Genomic DNA, 18,103 nt, shown 5'->3' on the forward strand with positions numbered 1-18,103 from the left:
GCCAACCATTTGCGTTCCTCATGTACAGCGCCCCGCAGGACGCTGTATTGCGAGACCACAAGACCGCCAGCGCAGCCTGAGACGGTCACCGGAAGAGGAGTACCGCGCATGTCCGCCACTCGTCCCGTCGCGCTCATCATCGGCATGGGCCCCGGCCTTTCCGCCGCGCTGGCGCAGCGCTTTGCCGAAGGCGGCTATGCCATCGCCGGCTTCGCCCGCAGCCCTGAGAAATCCGCCGCGCTTACTGCCGCAATGGCCGCGCAGGGCCACAGCCTCGATATGCGGGGCGTCGATGCGAGTGATTTCGCGATGCTCGGCGCAGCTGTCCGCGCGGTCGAGGCCGAGCACGGCCCCATCGAGGTGCTGATCTACAACGCCTATAGCGCCACCCCCGCCCCGCCCTCGCAGATCCCGCTCGATGCGCTGGTCGGCGATTTCCGCGTCAATGTCGGCGGCGCGCTGGCAGCGGTGCAGGCGGTGCTGCCCGGCATGCAGGAACGTGGCCGCGGTTCGATCCTGCTAACGGGCGGCGGCCTCGCGCTTGATCCCACCGGCTGGCTCCCCGCCGCCTCGCTCGCCGTGGGCAAGGCCGGCATCCGCAACCTCGCGCAGAGCCTGCACAAGGAAATGGAGGGCAGTCCCATTCGCGTCGGCACCGTCACCGTCACCGGGCAAATCCTGCCCGGCACCCCGCTCGCGCCCGAAACCATCGCGCAGCGCTTCTGGGAGCTGCATGCGATGCCGGCCCCTGCCCCGGTCGAGATCATCCTCTAACGCGCGGCTTGTACCGCACCCCCTTGGCCGCTATCGGCGCGCTTCCGCTGCCTTACCGAGAAAGCCCGCCCGCCTTGGCCACGCTGATCCCGCTTGCCGATATCGATCCCGCGCTGATCGAGGATGTGCTCGATGCCGCCTTCGGGCCGGACCGCTTCGCCCGCACGGCCTACAAGGTGCGCGAAGGGACCGAGTGGCTCCCCGGCCTCTCCTTCGCCGCGCTTGACGAGGGCGAGCATATCGCCGGGACGATCCAGTGCTGGCCGGTCGCGCTGAACGACGCCAATGGCCGCGCGAATCCGATGATCATGGTCGGCCCCGTGGCGGTGCTGCCCGGCTTGCAGGGCAAAGGCTATGGCAAGGCGCTTGTTACCGCCAGCCTCACCGCGATCGATCCGCGCGCGCCGCTGCCGCAAGTGATGATCGGCGATGCGGATTACTACGGCCGCTTCTTCGGCTTCTCCGCCGCGCATACCAGCGGCTGGAAGCTGCCCGGGCCGTGGGACCCGGCGCGCCTGCTCTGCCGCACCGCCAATCCCGCTGTCCTCCCGGGCGAAGGCATGCTCGGCCCTTGGCGCGGCTGATCTGATCTGGCATCGCGAACGCGTGCCATATGAACCGCCAGCAGAACTAGCCGCGCTTTCCCTCGCCGATCTCGCCGAGGCCGTTGCCGCGCGCCGCCTGCCAGCGGTCGATACATGGGCTCCAGCACATACGGGCGAAAGCCATATGCGCATCGCCGCAGACGGCACCTGGTTTCACGAGGGCGGCAAGATCACCCGCCCCGCCATGGTCCGCGCCTTCTCCTCGCTCCTCACGCGCGATGCCGAGGGGCAGCACTGGCTCGTCACCCCCGCCGAAAAGCTCGCGATAGCGGTGGACGATGCCGCCTTCATCGCAACCGACATGGACGTGCGCGAGGACGCTGAGCGCCGCCCGGTCATCGCCTTCCGCCTCAATACGGACGACGTCGTGCTTGCCGGCCCCGATCACCCGCTGCGCGCCGCCGGTACGTCCGAAGTCCCCGCCTTCTACCTCGCCGTGCGCCACGGCACCGAAGCGCGCCTCAACCGCAGCACTTATGGCCAGCTGATCGACCACGCGCTCACGCTCTCCGATCCGGAAGCGCTGGCGGTCGAAAGCCAGGGCGCGTACTTCAGCCTGCTGCCGGCATGAGCCTGCGCGAGCGCCTTGCCGACTTGTTCGCGATCGGTCACGCCGATCCGGTGCCGCCCGCCTACGAGGACTGGCGCCCGCTCCCCGGCACGCCCCTGCGCCCCGCCGCGGTGCTCATCGCCGTGACCGACCGGCCCGATCATCCCGAAGGCCCGGGCGTGCTCCTCATCCACCGCCCCTCGCACATGCGCGCGCATCCCGGGCAGGCCGCCTTCCCCGGCGGCAAGCTCGATGCAGGCGAGACCCCGATCGAGGCCGCGCTACGGGAGGCGCATGAGGAGCTCGGCATCGATCCCGCCTTGGTCGACGTGATCGGCGCGACCGACCAGTACCGCACCGGCACCGGTTACGACATCACCCCCGTCCTCGCGATGGTCCCGCCCGACCTCGCCCTTCAGCCCAATCCCGCCGAAGTGGCGAGTTGGTTCGAACCACCGCTCGGCTTTGTGCTCGACGCGGAAAATCACGCCCGCCGGGAAAGCGAATGGGCCGGGCGCCGCGGCTCCTACATCGAGATCATGTGGAACGAGCACCGCATCTGGGGCGTCACCGCCGGGATCATCGCCAATCTCGCCCAGCGGATCCGCTGGCATGGCTGAAGTGCATCTGCCCGCCGCCAGCTGGACGCGCCGCGCAGACCTCGCCGCGCTCGTCGCCGCGCTCGATCCCGCCAGCGCCAAAGCAACTTGTTCGGGCCTTGTCCGCTACGTCGGCGGCGCGGTGCGCGATACGCTGCTCGGGCTGCCCGTAAAGGATATCGACATGGCGACCCCGCTCGAGCCGCAAGCGGTGATCGCGCGCCTCAAAGCGGCAGGTATCCGCAGCGTCCCGACCGGCCTTGCCCACGGCACCGTCACCGCCATACTGGAAGGGGGCCCGGTCGAGATCACCACGCTGCGCCGTGACGTCTCCACCGATGGCCGCCACGCCACGGTCGCTTTCTCGCAGGACTGGGCCGAAGACGCCGCGCGCCGCGATTTCACGATCAACGCGCTCTACGCCGATCCGCGAGACTTGCGCGTGCACGACTTCTTCGGCGGCCTCGTAGACCTCGAAGCCCGCCGCCTGCGCTTCATCGGCGATCCGGAAGCGCGCATCCGCGAGGATTACCTGCGCATCTTGCGCTACTTCCGCTTCCAGGCCCGGTTCGGCTCGCTCCCCGCCGATGCGGCGGCCGAAATCGCCTGCAGCGCGCTCGCCCCCGGCCTCAAGGGCCTTTCGCGTGAGCGCATTGCCAGCGAACTCCTCGCCCTGCTCGCGCTGCCCGATCCGGCGCCGACCGTGGTGCGCATGGCCGATCTCGGCGTGCTCGGGGTCATCCTGCCCGAAGCGGACCCCGCCGCGCTCGCGCCGGTGCTCGCTGCCGAAGCCGCGCATGGCATCGCGCCCGAACCGCTCCGCCGCCTCGCCGCGCTGCTGCCTGCCGATCCACAGCTTGCCGAGCAGATCGGCGCGCGCCTGCGCCTCAGCCTCGCCCAGCGCAAGCACCTCGCACTCGTCGCCGCGCGCACTACGCCGGAAGAGGCTGCCCGCCCGCTCGCCTACAAGCTTGGCCGGCAAGCCGCGCTGGACCGCCTGCTGATCGCCGGACTCAGCCCCGCCGCGCTCGATGGCTGGGCCATCCCCCGGTTCCCGCTCAAAGGCGGCATGATCGTCGAACGCGGCGTCAGCGCCGGCCCCGAAGTCGCCCGCATCCTCCGCGCGGTGGAGGCCCGCTGGGTCAGCGAAGGCTTCCCGGATCAGGCGCGGATCGAGGAATTGCTTAGCGGAGAACTGGCCAAGCGCGATTGAGGTTCAAAGCCCCCCTCCTCGTCAGAGGAGGGGCCGGGGGTGGTGGCTATCCGCCAAACACCGTGAACGAATTCAACCCCCGTCCGGCCCTTTCCACTCGCGCCGCTCTTCCGCAGCGCGAAGCACTTCATAGGCCGTCTGGAGCTTCAGGAACTCCGCCGCCGCCGCGTCATCGCCGGGGCGCACGTCAGGATGGACTTCCTTGGCCCGCGACCGCCACGCCTTGCGCACGGCCTCGAAATCGGCGTCCACTTCCAGCCCGAGCGCCTCCAGGGCGCGCATTTCGTCGCGGCTGCGGCTGCCGTCGCCGGGCCCCGCCCAGCTCTGATAGGCCGATTGCGTGTAGCCGGAAGCTTCACCCCGCTCGGCTTTCTCGCGCAGTTCGGCCTCTTCCTTGTCGAGCCCTTCGAAGTAGTTCCACCCGGCGTTGTATTCGGCGGCATGGCGCTCGCAGAAATACCACCGGTCCGGGTTGTTGGGCGATTTGGGTGCGGGCCGGTCGCCCTTTTCCTCGCACCCGGCCCGGTCGCACAGGCGCACCTGGGCCGCCTCGCGCGCGCCTTCATAGCCGCGCCAGCGAGGGAAGCCCCAGTCAACCGATCTGCCATACCGTGCCATCGAAGTGGCTCTAATCCTTTGTCACTGGACCGTGATTGTCACCGCACGGCGGTTCTTGGCCCAGCTTGCCTCGTCCGAACCCAAAGCGATCGGGCGTTCCTTGCCATAGCTCACCGTGGTGATGCGCGAAGCATCGATGCCCAGGCTTACCAGATAGTTCTTCGCCGCATTGGCGCGGCGCTCGCCCAGCGCGAGGTTGTAGTCACGCGTGCCGCGCTCGTCGCAGTGGCCTTCGATGGTGACGCGCTTGCCGGGATAGCGTGCCAGCCATTGTGCCTGGCTCTGCAGGATGCCCTGATCCTCGCTGTCGATGTTGTAGCGGTCGGTGTCAAACAAGATCGTATCGCCCAGCACCGAAGCGATGAAATCGGCCTGGCTGCCCGGCACCGGCCCCAGCGGCTGCGTCGACGTCGGCGGCGTGGTGGTCGTGGTGCCGGTCGCGCCGGTCGGCTGCGGCGGCAGTTCCTTGGGCTTCGTGGCGCAGCCCGCAAGCGCGAGGCCGGAGGTGAGCAGCAGGGCTGTAAGGATCTTGCGGGTCACGGTTACGGTCTCCTTGGTCATTTACGTTCAGAGTGCATCGCACAAGGCGAATCGGCAAACTGTTTTGGTAGAAGGTTACGGCAGCACCGGACCCCACGAAGGGTCCGAAGCATCGACCGGCGTATTCAGCCGCCGCTCGTTGCGCCCGGTCAGGTCGACCTGCCAGATCGAGGTCCTGCCGGAGGTCTTCGCGGTGCGGAAGAACTGCACGATGCGGCCGTTGGGCGACCAGGTCGGCGCTTCATCCTGCCAGCTATCGGTAAGGTAGCGCATCTCGCCGCCCGAAGGGTTCATCACCGCGATGCGCAAGTTCCCCGCGATGTGCGTGAAGGCGATCTGATCCCCGCGCGGGCTCCATTCGGGCGTGGCAGAACGGCCGCCGAAGAAGCTGATGCGCTTCTGGTTCGTCCCATCAGCGTTCATCACATAGATCTGCTGGCTGCCTGACCGGTCGCTTTCGAACACGATCTTCTGGCCATCGGGCGAATAGCTGCCGCCCACGTCGATTCCCGGCGAATCCGTCAGCTTCACCGAATCGCCTCCGGTTGCAGGCACGCGGTAGATGTCGGTGTTGCCGGCAATCGCCATCGAATAGAGGATATACTTGCCATCGGGCGACCAGCGCGGCGCGAAGGTCGGCCCCTTGCCTTCGGTCACCAGCCGCTGCTGCCCGCTGCCGATATCATAGACATAGATGCGCGGCGTGCCGTTGAGATAGCTGAGGTAGGCGATCTTGCTGTAATCGGGCGAATAGCGCGGGGTCAGCGCGGTCGCCTGTCCGTTGGTGATGAAGCGGTGGTTCGCCCCGTCCGAATCCATGATCGCCAGCTGTTTTCGGCGATGATCCTTGGGCCCCGTTTCGGCGATATAGGCGATCTTGCTATCGAAGAACGGGCTTTCCCCCGAAAGCCGCGAATAGACCATGTCCGCGCACTTGTGTGCCGCGCGCCGCCATTCTTCGGGCTTCACCACATAGCCCTGCCGCGCCAGCTCGCTGCCCAGCGCCACGTCATAGAGATAGCAGCCCACCGTCAGCCGCCCATCGGCCCCGGCCTTGACGAAGCCCTGCACCAGCATTTCAGCGGACTTCGCGCGCCAGTTCGGGAAAGCGGGCGCGGTCACTTCGCCAAAGCCGATCGCGGGCAGCGCATCGGGCCCCACCGGCTTGAACAGCCCGTTGCTCTTCAGATCACCATAGATCACCCGCGCCAGATTGCGCCCCAGCGCCTCGGTATTCCCGCCATCCGCCGCTGTCGGCAGGGTTTCGTTGGTGGGAAAAGTGGGGATGGCGATGCCGAGGTCCTGCCAGTCGCTGTCATCGGTGACCGAACCGGTCAGGCCTTCGTCGGCTGGCGCCGCAGTTGCGCCAGAGGCTGGCACTGAAGCGGACGCGGCGGGAGCGGGCTTGGCCGGCGCCGCCTGCTGCGCGGCCAGCGGCGAGGCCAGCGCAGCAAGCGCGAGCGTGGTCAGAAAAGCGGCAAAACCAGGCTTCATTGCGACAACTTCCTGTCAAACCGGAAACTCGCGATGCGTTTCCACTTGGCATAATAAGGCGCGGGCAGTTCGAACGGCGCCGCAAGCTGGACAGCGCGGATCGCCTGTTCAGCATGGCGCTGCGCCTGCGCGCGGTTGGAATCAGTGATCCCCGTTTGCGATACTACCACGGGCCGCCCGGCAAGGCTTCCATCGGGATTGAGATTCCACGAAAGCACCGTCACCAGCTTGTCGGCATCCACGCCCTGCGGCGCGCTCCAGTGCGGCTTGATCTGGCGCGAGATCCCGCTGACCAGCGAAGCGGCGACTTCGGGTCCGAACGCAGCGGCAGGCGGCGTCGTCGCGGCCCCCGGTTTGCTCGATCCGGGAATACCGCTCAAGAAATCGTTGCCGATCCGGCTCGCCCCCGTCGGCGCATCGGGACGCCGCCGCAAGCGCTGGTCTGCCGGAGCCGCCGCGGCTGCGGCAGGCTTTGGCGGTGCGGGCTTGGCGACAGGTTTTGGCAAAGGCGCTGGCACCGCGCGCGGCTGCGGCCTCGCAACAGGTTTGGGCTGCGGCGCGGGCTTGGCTTGCGGCGGGGGCAGCGGCGCGGGCGCGGGCTTGGGCTGGGGCGGCGCGATCTGCGGTGCGGGTTGCGGCGGCGCAGGCTCCGGCGCAGGTTCGCCGAGCACTGGCGCAACATCGGGCGCGGCCTCGGCATCGGGCTGCGGCGAAGTCGATTGATCCGCGATATTGTCGGCAAACGTCACCGTCATCCGCTCGGGCGGCGACATGATCGACTTGCCCGGCGGCGCAAGTGTCAGCGCCGCGATCAGTCCCACATGCGCGGCCAGCGCGATGACAAGCGCCAGCGCTTCCTCGCGCGTGAGGCCGGAAGGGGAGGACGAGGCACTCATTGCCATGCCGCTTAGGGTGCCGTGACTGAACCGTTGGTGACCAGCGAGATCGACTTGAACCCCGCCGCATTGAGCGCGCCCATCACCCCCACGACGCGGCCATAATCGAGTCTGCGGTCCGCGCGCAACGTCACCAGCGGCGGTTTGCCGCCGGGGCCCGCCGTCGCCAGCCCCGCCAGCCGGTCGGACAGTTCGCCCGGCGCCAGTTCCTGATCGTCGAGGAAAATGCGCCCCTCGCCGTCCATGCTGACGGTGATCGTCTTCTGCTCCGTCTTGAGCGCTTCGGCGCGGCTGTCGGGCAGGTCGATCGGCACGCCTGCGGTCAACATCGGCGCGGTCACCATGAAGATGATCAGCAGCACCAGCATCACGTCGACCAGCGGCGTCACGTTGATCTCGCTCATCGCCGCGCCGCGCCCGCGCCCCCGCCGCCCGCGCCGGCCGCCGCCGGATGCCGTGTTCATCGCCATGGCGTTACTGCTCCAACTCGCGGCTCAGAGTCGCATGAAACCGGTCGGCAAAGCGGAACAGCCGCGTCTCGAAGCGGTTCACCCGGTGCGAAAAGCGGTTGTAGGCAATTACCGCCGGGATCGCCGCAAACAGGCCGATCGCTGTCGCGAACAGCGCTTCCGAAATGCCTGGTGCCACCACCGCGAGCGAGGAATTCTGCTGCGCGCCGATGTTGAAGAAGCTGTCCATGATGCCCCACACCGTGCCGAACAGCCCGACGAACGGCGCTACCGAGCCCACCGTCGCGAGGAAATTGAGCCGCCCTGCCAGCCGGTCCGTTTCTGCCGTCACCACGCTTTCCATCGCCGAATTGAGCCGCTGGCGCGTGCCCTCGCGGTCGATCGACTTGCCCGAGGTCGAGCGCCGCCATTCCGCCAGCGCCGCCGTCACGATCCGTGCGCTGGGCACGTCCTTGCCGCCGCTTTCCTTGTGAAAGGCATCGACATCGCGCGCTTCCCAGAACGCGGCTTCATACCTGGAGCACTTGCGCTCGGCGCTGCCCATCCGCAACGAGAACGAGACGATGATCGTCCAGACCCACACCGAGGCGAGCACCAGCGCGCCCATCACCACCTGCACCACGATATCGGCGTGGAGGAACAGCGCGACCGGATTGAGCCGGGTCGGCATGCCGGCGGTGACGCCTGCAGCGATTGGCTCAGCGGCAGCAGCAAGAACGGAAAGCATCATGGACGAACAGACCCTTCAGGGGGAGACGCAAGGAGCGCCGTGAAAGCGGAGTGGAAATGCGCAGGCAGCCGCCGCGCGCGGCCATTTGGTGAAACGAACGCAACGCGGACCTGCCCCTCGGCCAGCCATTCATCGCCGCGCCGCGCTTTCTGCACCAGACTGCACGTGACGCGCGAAACTTCGGCAACCGTGCTCTCGATCACCACATCATCGTCGAGCCGTGCGGGCCGCTGATACTTGAGCGCAAGATCGGTGACGGCAAAAGCGCCCTCGTCCGCTTCCTGCGCCGCGCGTTGATCGATACCCAGCAGCCGCAGCATGTCCGACCGCGCCCGCTCGAACCAGCGCAGGTAATTGGCGTGATAGACCACACCCGAAAGATCGGTGTCCTCAAAGTAGACGCGCACGGCATAAAGGTGGCGCGTGCCGTCGAAGCAGCCGGAAGGGGGAAGCGGGACAGGCATGAGCGGCTTGTCCTAGCCTTGCCGCGACTCGCGAGGCAAGATCAAACGAGGCGATTTGTTAACCTTTTGCCAGCGCTTTCAGTCCACCCGCGCCAGCAGCGGGCCAAGCTGACGGCCTGCAAACACGTGCACATGCAGATGCGGCACTTCCTGATGGCTGTTCGTGCCCGTGTTCGCCAGCAGGCGGTACCCCGGCGCGACCAGCCCCGCCTCGCGCGCGACATGCCCCACCGCGCGCACGAAGCCGGTAATCTCGGCATCCGAAGCCTTGGCCGAAAAATCGTCCCAGCTCACATAGGCGCCCTTGGGGATCACCAGCACATGCGTGGGCGATTGCGGATTGATGTCGTGGAAGGCGAGCGTCCACTCGTCCTCATGGACCTTCCGGCACGGGATCTCCCCGCGCAGGATTTTCGCGAAAACGTTCTGGTCGTCGTAAGGCTGGGTGGCATCGACCGCCATGGTTCAAGAGCTCCTGCTGGCTTTCTCGGCAATCCCTGAAACGCCCTCGCGCCGCTCAAGCTCCGCGGTCACCTGGGCCAGCGAAACCCCGCAATCACCCATCAGCACGAGGAGGTGGAAGAGGAGGTCCGCCGCTTCCCCCACCAATGCCTCAGGCGCGCCCGTGAGCGCGGCGATCACCACTTCGGTCGCTTCCTCGCCCACCTTCTGCGCCATCTTGCCGCGCCCCTTGGCATGGAGCCGGGCGACGTAACTGGCGTCAGGGCCAGAAGCCGAACCGCCCGCGCGGCGCGCAGCGATAGTGGCCTCGAGGCGGGAGAGCAGCGTGGTCGGATCGGGTAAGGAAGACATCCCAACGGGCATGGCGCGCTGCCCGGTGAAGGTCAAGCGGGGCAACGCATCCCCGTTCGTGTCGAGCGAAGTCGAGACACCCGGCGCCAAACGCCGGGCCGCTGCTTCAGTCCTCTTTGCGTCTCGCCACCCGGCGGCCGATGATCAGTCCGGCAAGCCCGATGGCGAACAGTGCGCCGTCGGTGGGTTCGGGAATGGCTGTACCGCCGCTTGCCTGCGCGAACGCAGCCGTGGCGGTGGAAACAAACACGACAAGGGCAACGGGAATAAGGCGGAACACGCGGGGATTTCCAATACAAGACCTTGCCAGAAAGTTAATGCAAACCCTGTGCCAATGCGCTGGAAATCAAGGATATAAGGGTAGTTACTTAGTTAATGCCCGCAGCGCCACGACGGCATTTGTCAATAAATCCGACAGTCTGTTCGTTCTACCCCCGCGCCGGAATACCCGCCGCGCGCAAGGCGGCATGCGCCTCGGCAATCGAGTGCGTGCCGAAATGGAAGATCGAAGCCGCCAGCACCGCGCTCGCGTGGCCTTCGCGCACGCCCGCGACAAGGTGCTCCAGATTGCCGACACCCCCGCTCGCGATCACCGGTACCGGCACCGCATCGGCAATCCGCCGCGTCAGCTCGAGGTCATAACCCGCCTGCGTCCCATCCCCATCCATCGAGGTGACGAGCAGTTCGCCAGCCCCCAGCTTGGCCAGATTCTCCGCATGGGCCAGCGCATTGATGCCGGTCGGCTTGCGCCCGCCGTGGGTGAAAATCTCCCACTTGCCCGGCGCCACCCGCCGCGCATCGACCGAGCCGACCACGCACTGCGCGCCAAACCGCTCGGCAATATCGCGGACCAGCTCGGGCCGCGCGACCGCCGCCGAATTGACCGCGACCTTGTCCGCCCCTGCCAGCAGCAGCGCGCGCGCATCCTCGGGTGTGCGCACCCCGCCGCCCACGGTCAGCGGCATGAAGCACACCTCAGCCGTGCGCGCGACGACATCGAGCAGCGTCCCGCGCCCCTCATGCGTCGCCGAGATATCGAGAAAACACAACTCGTCCGCGCCTGCCTTGTCATAGGCCCGCGCCTGCTCGACCGGATCGCCCGCATCGCGCAGATCGACGAAGTTCACGCCCTTCACCACGCGCCCATCGCGCACATCAAGGCAGGGAATGACACGGACGCGGACGGTCATGGACTTCCTTCCTTAGCCCTCTCCCCTTCAGGGGAGAGGGTTGGGAGAGGGGCAATGGCGCGGCTCCAAGCCCCTCTCAACTACGGCTAGCGAGCAAGCTCGCAAGCCTCCGTATCTCTCCCCTGCAGGGGAGAGAGCAAGCGCATCACGCCTCAGCCATCGCAATCGCAGCAGCCAAATCCAGCCGCCCCTCGAACAGCGCCCGCCCGGTAATCACGCCCTCGATCCCGTCCGCCTCATGGATCTTGAGCATGCGGATATCGTCGATGCCCTTCACCCCGCCGCTGGCGATCACCGGCAGCCGCGTCGCGCGCGCCAGATCGAGCGTTGCGTCGATATTGCAGCCTTTCAGCAGCCCATCGCGCCCCACGTCGGTAAACAGGATCGAGGCCACCCCCGCATCCTCGAACCGCCGCGCCATATCGACAATCGAAACGTCCGAAACTTCCGCCCAGCCCTCGGTCGCCACCATTCCGTCGCGCGCATCGACCGCCACCACGATCCCGCCCGGATAGGCGCGTGCCATATCCTTCACGAACTCGGGGTCTTTCAAAGCCGCCGTGCCGATCACCACGCGGCTCACGCCCAGATCGAACCAGCCATCGACCGCAATCGGATTGCGAATGCCCCCGCCCAGCTGCACATGCCCCGGAAACACCTTGAGGATGCCCTCGACCGCCGCGCGGTTCACCGCCTCACCGGCAAAGGCCCCATCGAGATCGACCACATGCAGATACTGCGAGCCCGCCTCGGCAAACAGCGTGGCCTGCGCCGCCGGATCATCGCCATAGACCGTCGCGCGCGCCATATCGCCCTCGGCCAGCCGCACAACCTGCCCGCCCTTGAGGTCAATCGCGGGAAATACGATCACGGCTTCCACTCCAGAAAACGCCCCAAGAGCGCCAGCCCATAGTCCTGGCTCTTCTCCGGGTGAAACTGCACGCCAAGCACATTGTCGCGCCCCACCGCCGCGACGATCCCGCCGCCATGATCGGTCATCGCCGCCACGCTCGCGCCCTCTTCGGGTACGAAGTGGTAGGAATGCAGGAAATAGGCCTCGCCCGGCACGATCAATTCGTTGTGGTGCATCGGCGCAACATCGTTCCAGCCCATGTGCGGCACTTTGATGCTCGCATCGCTCGGCTCGATCGCCCGCACTTCGCCGCTGATCCAGCCGAGCCCTTCGGTCACGCCGAACTCGATGCCCCGGTCCGCCAGCAGTTGCATCCCCACGCAAATGCCGAGGAACGGCGCGCCGCCCACCAGCACGCGCTCGCTCATCGCCTCGACCAGCCCCGGCACACCGCGCAGCGCCTCGATGCAGGCCTTGAACGCGCCGACACCCGGCAGCACGATCCGATCCGCCGCGCGTACCACATTGGGGTCCGCCGTCACCGCAACGCCTTCCGCCCCCGCCGCCTTCAGCGCATTGGCGACCGAGCGCAAGTTCCCCGCGCCATAGTCCACCAAGGCAATGACTTCAGTCATTGTACCGCTCGTCCTGAGCTTGTCGAAGGAGCACTTCAGCCACCGAGGATGCCCTTGGTGCTCGGCACCGCATCGCCCTTGCGCGGGTCGATCTCCACCGCGCTGCGCATCGCGCGGGCAAAGCCCTTGTAGATACCCTCGATGATGTGATGGTTGTTCTGGCCGTAGAGGCATTCGATGTGCAGCGTGATCCCGGCGGCCTGGCTGATCGACTGGAACCAGTGCTCGAACAGCTCGGTATCCATCTCGCCAAGGCGCGGCTGGGTGAATTCCGCCTTCCAGATCAGCACCGGCCGGCCCGATATGTCGAGCGCAACTCTCGCAAGGGCTTCGTCCATCGGCGAATAGGCCGTGCCGTAACGCGTGATGCCCTTCTTGTCGCCGAGCGCCTGCGCGATTGCCTGGCCCAGCGCAATCGCGCTGTCTTCTGTGGTGTGGTGCTGGTCGACGTGCAGGTCGCCCTTCACGTGGCACGTCACGTCAATCAGCGAGTGGCGGCTGAACTGTTCGATCATGTGATCGAGGAAGCCGATCCCGGTACTGACGTCGAAAGTGCCGGTGCCATCGAGGTTCACGGAAACCTTGATGGCGGTCTCGTGCGTGGTGCGGGCGATCGATCCGGTGCGCATGTCTCGGGCCTATAGGCCACTTCCGGGCAGAATCAATCGCCTGCACCTCGCACCCCCTTGACCCGCGCGCGGCTCCAAGCCACCCTAAGAAGGATGAGCGATGGACCAGACAGCCTGATACCCTACGATGAGATCGTGCAGGAAGCCCTGCGCGCAGTGGTTGGCCGCGTGCTCGGCCAGGTTGAAAGCGAAGGCGGCACGCTCCCCGGCGCGCATCATTTCTACATCACTTTCAAGACCGGCGCGCCCGGTGTCGCCATCCCGACACGGCTCAAGGAACGTTTTCCGGACGAAATGACCATCGTCCTCCAGAACAAGTTCTGGGACCTCAAGGTCACGCCCGAAGGCTTCAGCGTCGGCCTTTCGTTCAACCAGATCCCCTCCACGCTGGTGATCCCGTTCAGCGCAATCACCGCCTTCGTCGATCCGGCAGTCGATTTCGGCCTCCAGTTCCAGACAGCGGGCGAGCACGAGGACGAGGACGAACCGCCGCATGATGCGGAAAACGATTCGCCCGAAGGCAGCGAACCGACAGGCGCGGATGATGGCTCCAATGTCGTCACCGTGGATTTCGGCCGGAAGAAATGACCGGGCCCGCCCACAAGGCCCCCGAACTTCCAGCACCCGAACCCGTCACTGATTCGGCATCCGATCCCGTAGGCCCGGTGGCGCGCGCGATCCTCGCCGGCGTCGCCATGCGCACCGGTTCGACCCTGCTGAAGCGCAGCGTCGATCGCGGCATCCTCGGCGCCGCACCCGAAGCGCTCAAAGCCGCCGCGAAAGCTGCCGGCGCAAAGGCTGCAAAGGCCACAAAGACAAACAAGCGCGTCGGCCTCGGCGCCCGGCTGCTGACGGCCGCTGCCACCCGCATCGCGACCCGCTCGGTCCCCGGCGCGATCATCGTCGGCGGCGCGCTGCTCGCCAAGACGCTGCATGAGCGCCGGAAGCAGCGCAAGACTTGACCTTCCGGGCCCCCATGCGCCAACAGCGCGCATGGTCCAGCCGACTCCCCAATCGTCCGACGCGCTCCACCGCCGCGGCCTGATGTTCATCATGTCCTCGCCCTCGGGCGCGGGCAAAACGACGATCTCGCGCATGCTGCTGGAAGCCGATCCCGCGATCCGCCTCTCGGTCTCCGCCACCACGCGCCCGATGCGCCCGGGCGAGGTTGACGGGAAGGACTACCACTTCGTCACGCAGGCCGAATTCGACCGCATGGTCGAGGAAGAACAGTTCCTCGAATGGGCGCACGTTTTCGGCCACAGCTACGGCACGCCCAAGGCGCAAGTGAAGGCCGGCCTGCGCGAAGGCCGGGATTTCCTTTTCGACATCGATTGGCAGGGCACGCAGCAACTCTACCAGAAGCTCGAGACCGACGTGGTTCGCGTGTTCCTGCTGCCCCCCAGCATCGAGGAACTGCGCCGCCGTCTGACCGGACGCGGGACCGACAGCCCCGAAGTCATTTCCGCCCGCATGGAACGCGCCCGCGCCGAAATCAGCCACTGGGACGGTTATGACTACGTGGTGGTCAATGACGATATCGACGCGTGCTTCGACAAGGTCCGCGAAATCCTCCACGCCGAACGCATGAAGCGCGCGCGCCAGACCGGCCTGATCGGCTTCGTACGCGAACTGATGCGGCCCTGAGGCGCTTAGATTTCCAGCAACTGCGCCAGCTGATCCAATTGCCGCGGCAGCGCCGCCGCCGAACCCACCAGGGCCTCATCTCGCGCCTCCCGCGAAGGATAGCGCTCATGGAACTTCACCAGGGTACCGCCATCCTGGTCGGCGAAGGTCACCGTCGTGATCGCCCCATCAGGGTCTTCGGCATTGGTCCACACGATCCGCGTATCGGGGACGACATCGGGATAAGTGCCATGGAACGCCATCGTCTGCGTCTCGCCAAAGGCAAAGACCAGCCGGTACGAGCCACCGGTACGCATATCGAGATCGCACTCGAGCAAAGTGATGCCGAAGCCCTCCGGCGCCCACCACTGGCGAAACAGCGCCGCTTCCGACCACGCCTTGAACACTTGCGGCCGTGGCGCTCCAAACCAGCGCGTCATCGCAAGCTCGCACTCGCCGATGCCCTGCGCCGCCTCTACGTCACGCCCGCTCATGGCCGCCCCGCCCGGGCGGAATCCACCTCGGCCACCAGGACCACACCCTTTGCCGCGCTTCTTGCCACTTCGGCATCGCTGCTGGGTGCGCAGAGCATGAACAAGTGCCGCCCTTCCGGCCCGCCCAGCATGCAGGCATAGCACGGCATCTCGCCGGTCGAGACGACCTCCAGCACCGCCCCGCCCTCAGCAATCCGCACGCATTCGGGTGCCAGCGGATTGGCAATCCACACCGCGCCTTCGGCATCGAGCGCAATGCCATCGGGCACGCGCGGGCTCGTATCGGCCCAGACCCGCCGCCCCGAAAGCGCCCCGTCCACGCCCACATCGAACGCCGTCAACCGCGCGCCCAGCGTCTCGCCCACGATCAGCGTCCCGCCATCGGGCGTGATTACCGTGCCGTTGGGAAAGCTCAGATCCGGCGCGGCGACCGATACCGAACCATCCGCCTGCACCAGCACCAGATTGGCCTTGGGGTGATCTGCCAGCACCGCACCGACGCCCCGCGCGCGCAGTTCATGGTCGAGATCGAAGCCGAAATTGCCGACGTAGGCGCGGCCCTCGCCATCCACCACCATGTCGTTGCACAGATGCGCGGTCAGCTCCGCCAGATCAGCGTGCAGCGCCAGCCGCCCGTCCGGCCAGCGCCGCCAGACCTGCCGCTTGCGCATCGAGACAAACAGCAGCGAACCATCCGGCATCCAGCCCAGCCCGGATGGCTGGTCATCGAGCTCCAGCTCGATCCGGTGATCGCCCGCCAGATCGACCGAGCGGATGGTCTTGCTGTAGAAGTCGCTGAACCACAGCCGGCCACCAGAGTCATCGGCATGCCAGCGCGGCCCCTCGCCGAAGTGGAACCCATCGGCGAGCTGGTGAACCGCGCGAGCCATCGGCCTTACTCCCCCAGCGGGTTGATGTGATTTTCCGGGATATAGGCATTCACGATGCCGCCATCGATCGGCAGCGGCGTGCCGATCACATAGTCACCCGCCCGGCTCGCAAGGAAGATCGCGCCGCCTGCCATATCCTCCAGGTTGCCGATACGCTTGAGCGGAATGCCGCGCGCCGAAGCTTCGGGGTTCTTCGCCGCCGCCTTGTTCATTTCCGAGGCAAACGCACCCGGGCAGATCGCGTTGACGATGATGTTGTCCTTGACCAGCCGCGCCGCCATGCGCCGCGTCAGGTGCACCAGCGCCGCCTTCGAAGCCTGATAGCTGTAGGTTTCCCAGGGGTTGACGCGCAGGCCATCGATCGAGGCGATGTTGATCACCTTGGCCGCCTGATGGACCGCTCCCGCCTTCAGCAGGCCGTGCAACTTCTGCGTGAGGAAGAAGGGCGTCTTGACGTTGAGGTTCATCACCTTGTCCCAGCCCATCTCCGGGAAATCATCGAACTCCGCACCCCAGGCCACGCCGGCGTTGTTCACCAGAATGTCGATATGGCTCTCGCGCTGGGCAAGGTCCTCGGCCAGCGCCTCGATCCCCGCGAACGACGAGATATCGCCCGGGAGAGCGATGCACTTGGGGCCCAGTTCGGCGGCGGTTTCCTCAACCACTGCGGCCTTGCGCGCCGTGATGTAGACCCGCTCGCAGCCCGCCGCGATGAAGCCCTCGGCAATCATCCGCCCGATACCGCGCGAACCGCCCGTCACCACCGCAACGCGGCCCTCAAGGCTGAAAAGCTTGGCAAAATCCATCTGTCTGTTCCTCAATAGCCGCTGAGCTGCGCAACGCGCTCGGCATGATAATTCGCATCGCCCATGAACTCGGTCAGCGCGCGCTCGCGCTTCATGTAGAGCCCGATGTCGTATTCGTCGGTCATGCCCACGCCGCCGTGCATCTGCACGCCCTCGCGCACCGCCAGATTGCACACGCGCGCCGCCTTGGCCTTGGCCACCGAAACCATCAGCTCCGCCCGCTCAGACCCGCCATCGAGCAGCTGCTGCGCCTTCAGCACCACGGCCTCGGCAATCTCGAGCTCGGAATAGAGGTGCGCCGCCCGGTGCTGCAGCGCCTGGAATTCGCCGATCAGCTTGCCGAACTGCTTGCGCGTCTTGAGATACGTCGTGGTCATCGCGAAGGCCCCGCTGCCTACGCCCGTCTGCTCCGCCGCCGCGCCGATGCGCCCCGCGCTCAGCACCTTGTTCAATAGCCCGCGCCCGCCATCGACTTCGCCGATCACGGTCGAACCATCGAGCTCCACCCCGTCGAAGCGGACATGGCTCGCCATCGAACTGTCAACCAGCCGCACCGCAGTGTGCCCGATGCCCGCCGCGTCCTTGGGCACCGCAAACAGCGTCACGCCGTCCGCATCGCTGTCGCTCCCCGATGTGCGCGCCGCAACGATCAGCGCATCGGCCGAAGTGCCTTGGACCACGAAGTCCTTGGCACCCGTCAGCCGGAAACCATTCCCTGCGCGCTCCGCGCGGCAGGCAATCTTCTCGGGCTTGTGCTTCGCGCCCTCGTCGATCGCCATGGCAAGCACCGTCTCGCCCGCAATCACCCCGGGCAGCCAGCGCCCGCGCAGCTCGTCCGATGCCTCGGACAGCGCCGTCACGCCCATCACCGCGGTGGTGAGGAACGGCGAAGGCGTCAGGTTCCGCCCGATCTCGGCGAGCACGATCCCCGCCTCGACATGCCCCATCGCAAGCCCACCATCGGCTTCCGCCGCGAGCATGCCGGTAAGGCCCATCTCGGCAAACTGCTTCCACAGGCCGTGGCCGAAGCCGTCCTTGCAATTGATGTCGCGCCAGTGGCGCAGCTGCTTCTTGATCCCGCCCTCATCGGCCATGAAGCCGGTGACAGAATCGGCCAGCATGGCCTGATCTTCATTATAATACAGCGGCATGGATTTGCTCCTGAGCCATAGAAATTCGAGAATATCTCCCCCCTCCGCTCACCCTGAGCCTGT

Annotated in this window: 26 protein-coding genes; 8 read left to right on the plus strand and 18 right to left on the minus strand. The window is 66.6% G+C overall.

The window, feature by feature from the left end:
• Positions 1–108: 108 nt before the first annotated feature.
• From ACO056_RS17890 to ACO056_RS17910, 5 genes are all read left to right on the plus strand, one after another.
• Positions 109–774, plus strand: coding sequence for an SDR family NAD(P)-dependent oxidoreductase (locus ACO056_RS17890; protein ID WP_421849426.1), 666 nt, complete (start codon positions 109–111; stop codon positions 772–774).
• Positions 775–848: 74 nt separating this feature from the next.
• Positions 849–1,358, plus strand: a complete 510-nt coding sequence (locus ACO056_RS17895) for a GNAT family N-acetyltransferase (RefSeq protein ID WP_421849429.1) — start codon at positions 849–851, stop codon at positions 1,356–1,358.
• Between the two features lie 22 nt (positions 1,359–1,380).
• Positions 1,381–1,950, plus strand: coding sequence for a DUF1285 domain-containing protein (locus ACO056_RS17900; protein ID WP_421849432.1), 570 nt, complete (start codon positions 1,381–1,383; stop codon positions 1,948–1,950).
• Entirely contained in the window at positions 1,947–2,549 is a 603-nt protein-coding gene (locus ACO056_RS17905) for an NUDIX hydrolase (protein ID WP_421849435.1), read from the plus strand. The genes ACO056_RS17900 and ACO056_RS17905 overlap by 4 nt, the downstream gene beginning before the upstream one ends.
• A complete protein-coding gene (locus tag ACO056_RS17910) occupies positions 2,542–3,741 on the plus strand; it encodes a CCA tRNA nucleotidyltransferase (RefSeq protein WP_421849438.1) in 1,200 nt (399 codons plus the stop codon). The genes ACO056_RS17905 and ACO056_RS17910 overlap by 8 nt, the downstream gene beginning before the upstream one ends.
• Before the next feature lie 72 nt (positions 3,742–3,813).
• Here the strand turns inward: ACO056_RS17910 and ACO056_RS17915 are convergent, their stop codons facing one another.
• The 14 genes from ACO056_RS17915 to hisB all read right to left on the minus strand — a co-directional run bounded on the left by ACO056_RS17915 (position 3,814) and on the right by hisB (position 13,073).
• Positions 3,814–4,359 (minus strand): J domain-containing protein, encoded by a 546-nt coding sequence (locus ACO056_RS17915; protein ID WP_421849440.1) that lies wholly within the window; start codon positions 4,357–4,359, stop codon positions 3,814–3,816.
• Positions 4,360–4,380: 21 nt separating this feature from the next.
• A complete protein-coding gene (pal, locus tag ACO056_RS17920) occupies positions 4,381–4,920 on the minus strand; it encodes a peptidoglycan-associated lipoprotein Pal (RefSeq protein ID WP_421849443.1) in 540 nt (179 codons plus the stop codon).
• A gap of 54 nt (positions 4,921–4,974) precedes the next feature.
• Complete coding sequence (gene tolB, locus ACO056_RS17925; RefSeq protein WP_421849446.1) at positions 4,975–6,393, minus strand: Tol-Pal system beta propeller repeat protein TolB; 1,419 nt, start codon at positions 6,391–6,393, stop codon at positions 4,975–4,977.
• Complete coding sequence (locus ACO056_RS17930) at positions 6,390–7,289, minus strand: hypothetical protein (protein ID WP_421849449.1); 900 nt, start codon at positions 7,287–7,289, stop codon at positions 6,390–6,392. Before ACO056_RS17930 ends, tolB begins: the two co-directional genes overlap by 4 nt.
• A gap of 11 nt (positions 7,290–7,300) precedes the next feature.
• Positions 7,301–7,759, minus strand: coding sequence for an ExbD/TolR family protein (locus tag ACO056_RS17935; RefSeq protein ID WP_421849452.1), 459 nt, complete (start codon positions 7,757–7,759; stop codon positions 7,301–7,303).
• A gap of 4 nt (positions 7,760–7,763) precedes the next feature.
• Complete coding sequence (tolQ, locus tag ACO056_RS17940) at positions 7,764–8,489, minus strand: protein TolQ (protein WP_421849455.1); 726 nt, start codon at positions 8,487–8,489, stop codon at positions 7,764–7,766.
• Positions 8,486–8,953 (minus strand): YbgC/FadM family acyl-CoA thioesterase, encoded by a 468-nt coding sequence (locus tag ACO056_RS17945; RefSeq protein WP_421849458.1) that lies wholly within the window; start codon positions 8,951–8,953, stop codon positions 8,486–8,488. The genes tolQ and ACO056_RS17945 overlap by 4 nt, the downstream gene beginning before the upstream one ends.
• A 78-nt stretch (positions 8,954–9,031) precedes the next feature.
• Positions 9,032–9,415, minus strand: coding sequence for a histidine triad nucleotide-binding protein (locus ACO056_RS17950; RefSeq protein ID WP_421849465.1), 384 nt, complete (start codon positions 9,413–9,415; stop codon positions 9,032–9,034).
• Positions 9,416–9,418: 3 nt separating this feature from the next.
• Positions 9,419–9,778, minus strand: a complete 360-nt coding sequence (locus tag ACO056_RS17955) for a phosphoribosyl-ATP diphosphatase (RefSeq protein WP_421849468.1) — start codon at positions 9,776–9,778, stop codon at positions 9,419–9,421.
• A 94-nt stretch (positions 9,779–9,872) separates the two neighbouring features.
• Positions 9,873–10,046 (minus strand): PEP-CTERM sorting domain-containing protein, encoded by a 174-nt coding sequence (locus ACO056_RS17960; protein ID WP_421849471.1) that lies wholly within the window; start codon positions 10,044–10,046, stop codon positions 9,873–9,875.
• Between the two features lie 148 nt (positions 10,047–10,194).
• Complete coding sequence (gene hisF / locus ACO056_RS17965) at positions 10,195–10,956, minus strand: imidazole glycerol phosphate synthase subunit HisF (RefSeq protein ID WP_421849474.1); 762 nt, start codon at positions 10,954–10,956, stop codon at positions 10,195–10,197.
• 145 nt (positions 10,957–11,101) lie between these two features.
• Positions 11,102–11,827, minus strand: coding sequence for a 1-(5-phosphoribosyl)-5-[(5-phosphoribosylamino)methylideneamino]imidazole-4-carboxamide isomerase (gene hisA / locus ACO056_RS17970; protein WP_421849477.1), 726 nt, complete (start codon positions 11,825–11,827; stop codon positions 11,102–11,104).
• Entirely contained in the window at positions 11,824–12,444 is a 621-nt protein-coding gene (hisH, locus tag ACO056_RS17975; RefSeq protein WP_421849480.1) for an imidazole glycerol phosphate synthase subunit HisH, read from the minus strand. The genes hisA and hisH overlap by 4 nt, the downstream gene beginning before the upstream one ends.
• Before the next feature lie 35 nt (positions 12,445–12,479).
• Complete coding sequence (gene hisB, locus ACO056_RS17980; protein ID WP_421849482.1) at positions 12,480–13,073, minus strand: imidazoleglycerol-phosphate dehydratase HisB; 594 nt, start codon at positions 13,071–13,073, stop codon at positions 12,480–12,482.
• Between the two features lie 93 nt (positions 13,074–13,166).
• On the opposite strand from hisB, the gene ACO056_RS17985 reads away from it, so the two are divergent.
• Genes ACO056_RS17985 through gmk form a run of 3 tightly spaced genes read left to right on the plus strand, consistent with a single transcriptional unit; the run spans position 13,167 to position 14,720 of the window.
• A complete protein-coding gene (locus tag ACO056_RS17985; protein WP_421849485.1) occupies positions 13,167–13,661 on the plus strand; it encodes an SspB family protein in 495 nt (164 codons plus the stop codon).
• Positions 13,658–14,035 (plus strand): hypothetical protein, encoded by a 378-nt coding sequence (locus ACO056_RS17990; RefSeq protein ID WP_421849488.1) that lies wholly within the window; start codon positions 13,658–13,660, stop codon positions 14,033–14,035. The genes ACO056_RS17985 and ACO056_RS17990 overlap by 4 nt, the downstream gene beginning before the upstream one ends.
• Before the next feature lie 31 nt (positions 14,036–14,066).
• The gene (gmk, locus tag ACO056_RS17995) at positions 14,067–14,720 is read left to right on the plus strand and encodes a guanylate kinase (protein WP_421849490.1); all 654 of its coding nucleotides are present in this window, start codon (positions 14,067–14,069) and stop codon (positions 14,718–14,720) included.
• Positions 14,721–14,725: 5 nt separating this feature from the next.
• Here gmk and ACO056_RS18000 read toward each other — a convergent pair whose 3' ends face one another.
• From ACO056_RS18000 to ACO056_RS18015, 4 genes are read right to left on the minus strand one after another with little or no spacing between them, the layout of a single operon-like run.
• The gene (locus ACO056_RS18000; protein ID WP_421849492.1) at positions 14,726–15,193 is read right to left on the minus strand and encodes an SRPBCC domain-containing protein; all 468 of its coding nucleotides are present in this window, start codon (positions 15,191–15,193) and stop codon (positions 14,726–14,728) included.
• Positions 15,190–16,083 carry an SMP-30/gluconolactonase/LRE family protein gene (locus ACO056_RS18005; RefSeq protein WP_421849495.1) on the minus strand — a complete coding sequence of 298 codons (894 nt, stop codon included), beginning with the start codon at positions 16,081–16,083 and terminating at the stop codon, positions 15,190–15,192. Before ACO056_RS18005 ends, ACO056_RS18000 begins: the two co-directional genes overlap by 4 nt.
• 5 nt (positions 16,084–16,088) lie before the next feature.
• The gene (locus tag ACO056_RS18010) at positions 16,089–16,889 is read right to left on the minus strand and encodes an SDR family oxidoreductase (protein WP_421849498.1); all 801 of its coding nucleotides are present in this window, start codon (positions 16,887–16,889) and stop codon (positions 16,089–16,091) included.
• Positions 16,890–16,900: 11 nt separating this feature from the next.
• Positions 16,901–18,040 (minus strand): acyl-CoA dehydrogenase family protein, encoded by a 1,140-nt coding sequence (locus ACO056_RS18015; RefSeq protein ID WP_421849501.1) that lies wholly within the window; start codon positions 18,038–18,040, stop codon positions 16,901–16,903.
• Positions 18,041–18,103 lie beyond the last annotated feature (63 nt).

The sequence above is a fragment of the Novosphingobium sp. genome (assembly GCF_965228995.1).
Taxonomy (GTDB): Bacteria; Pseudomonadota; Alphaproteobacteria; order Sphingomonadales; family Sphingomonadaceae; genus Novosphingobium.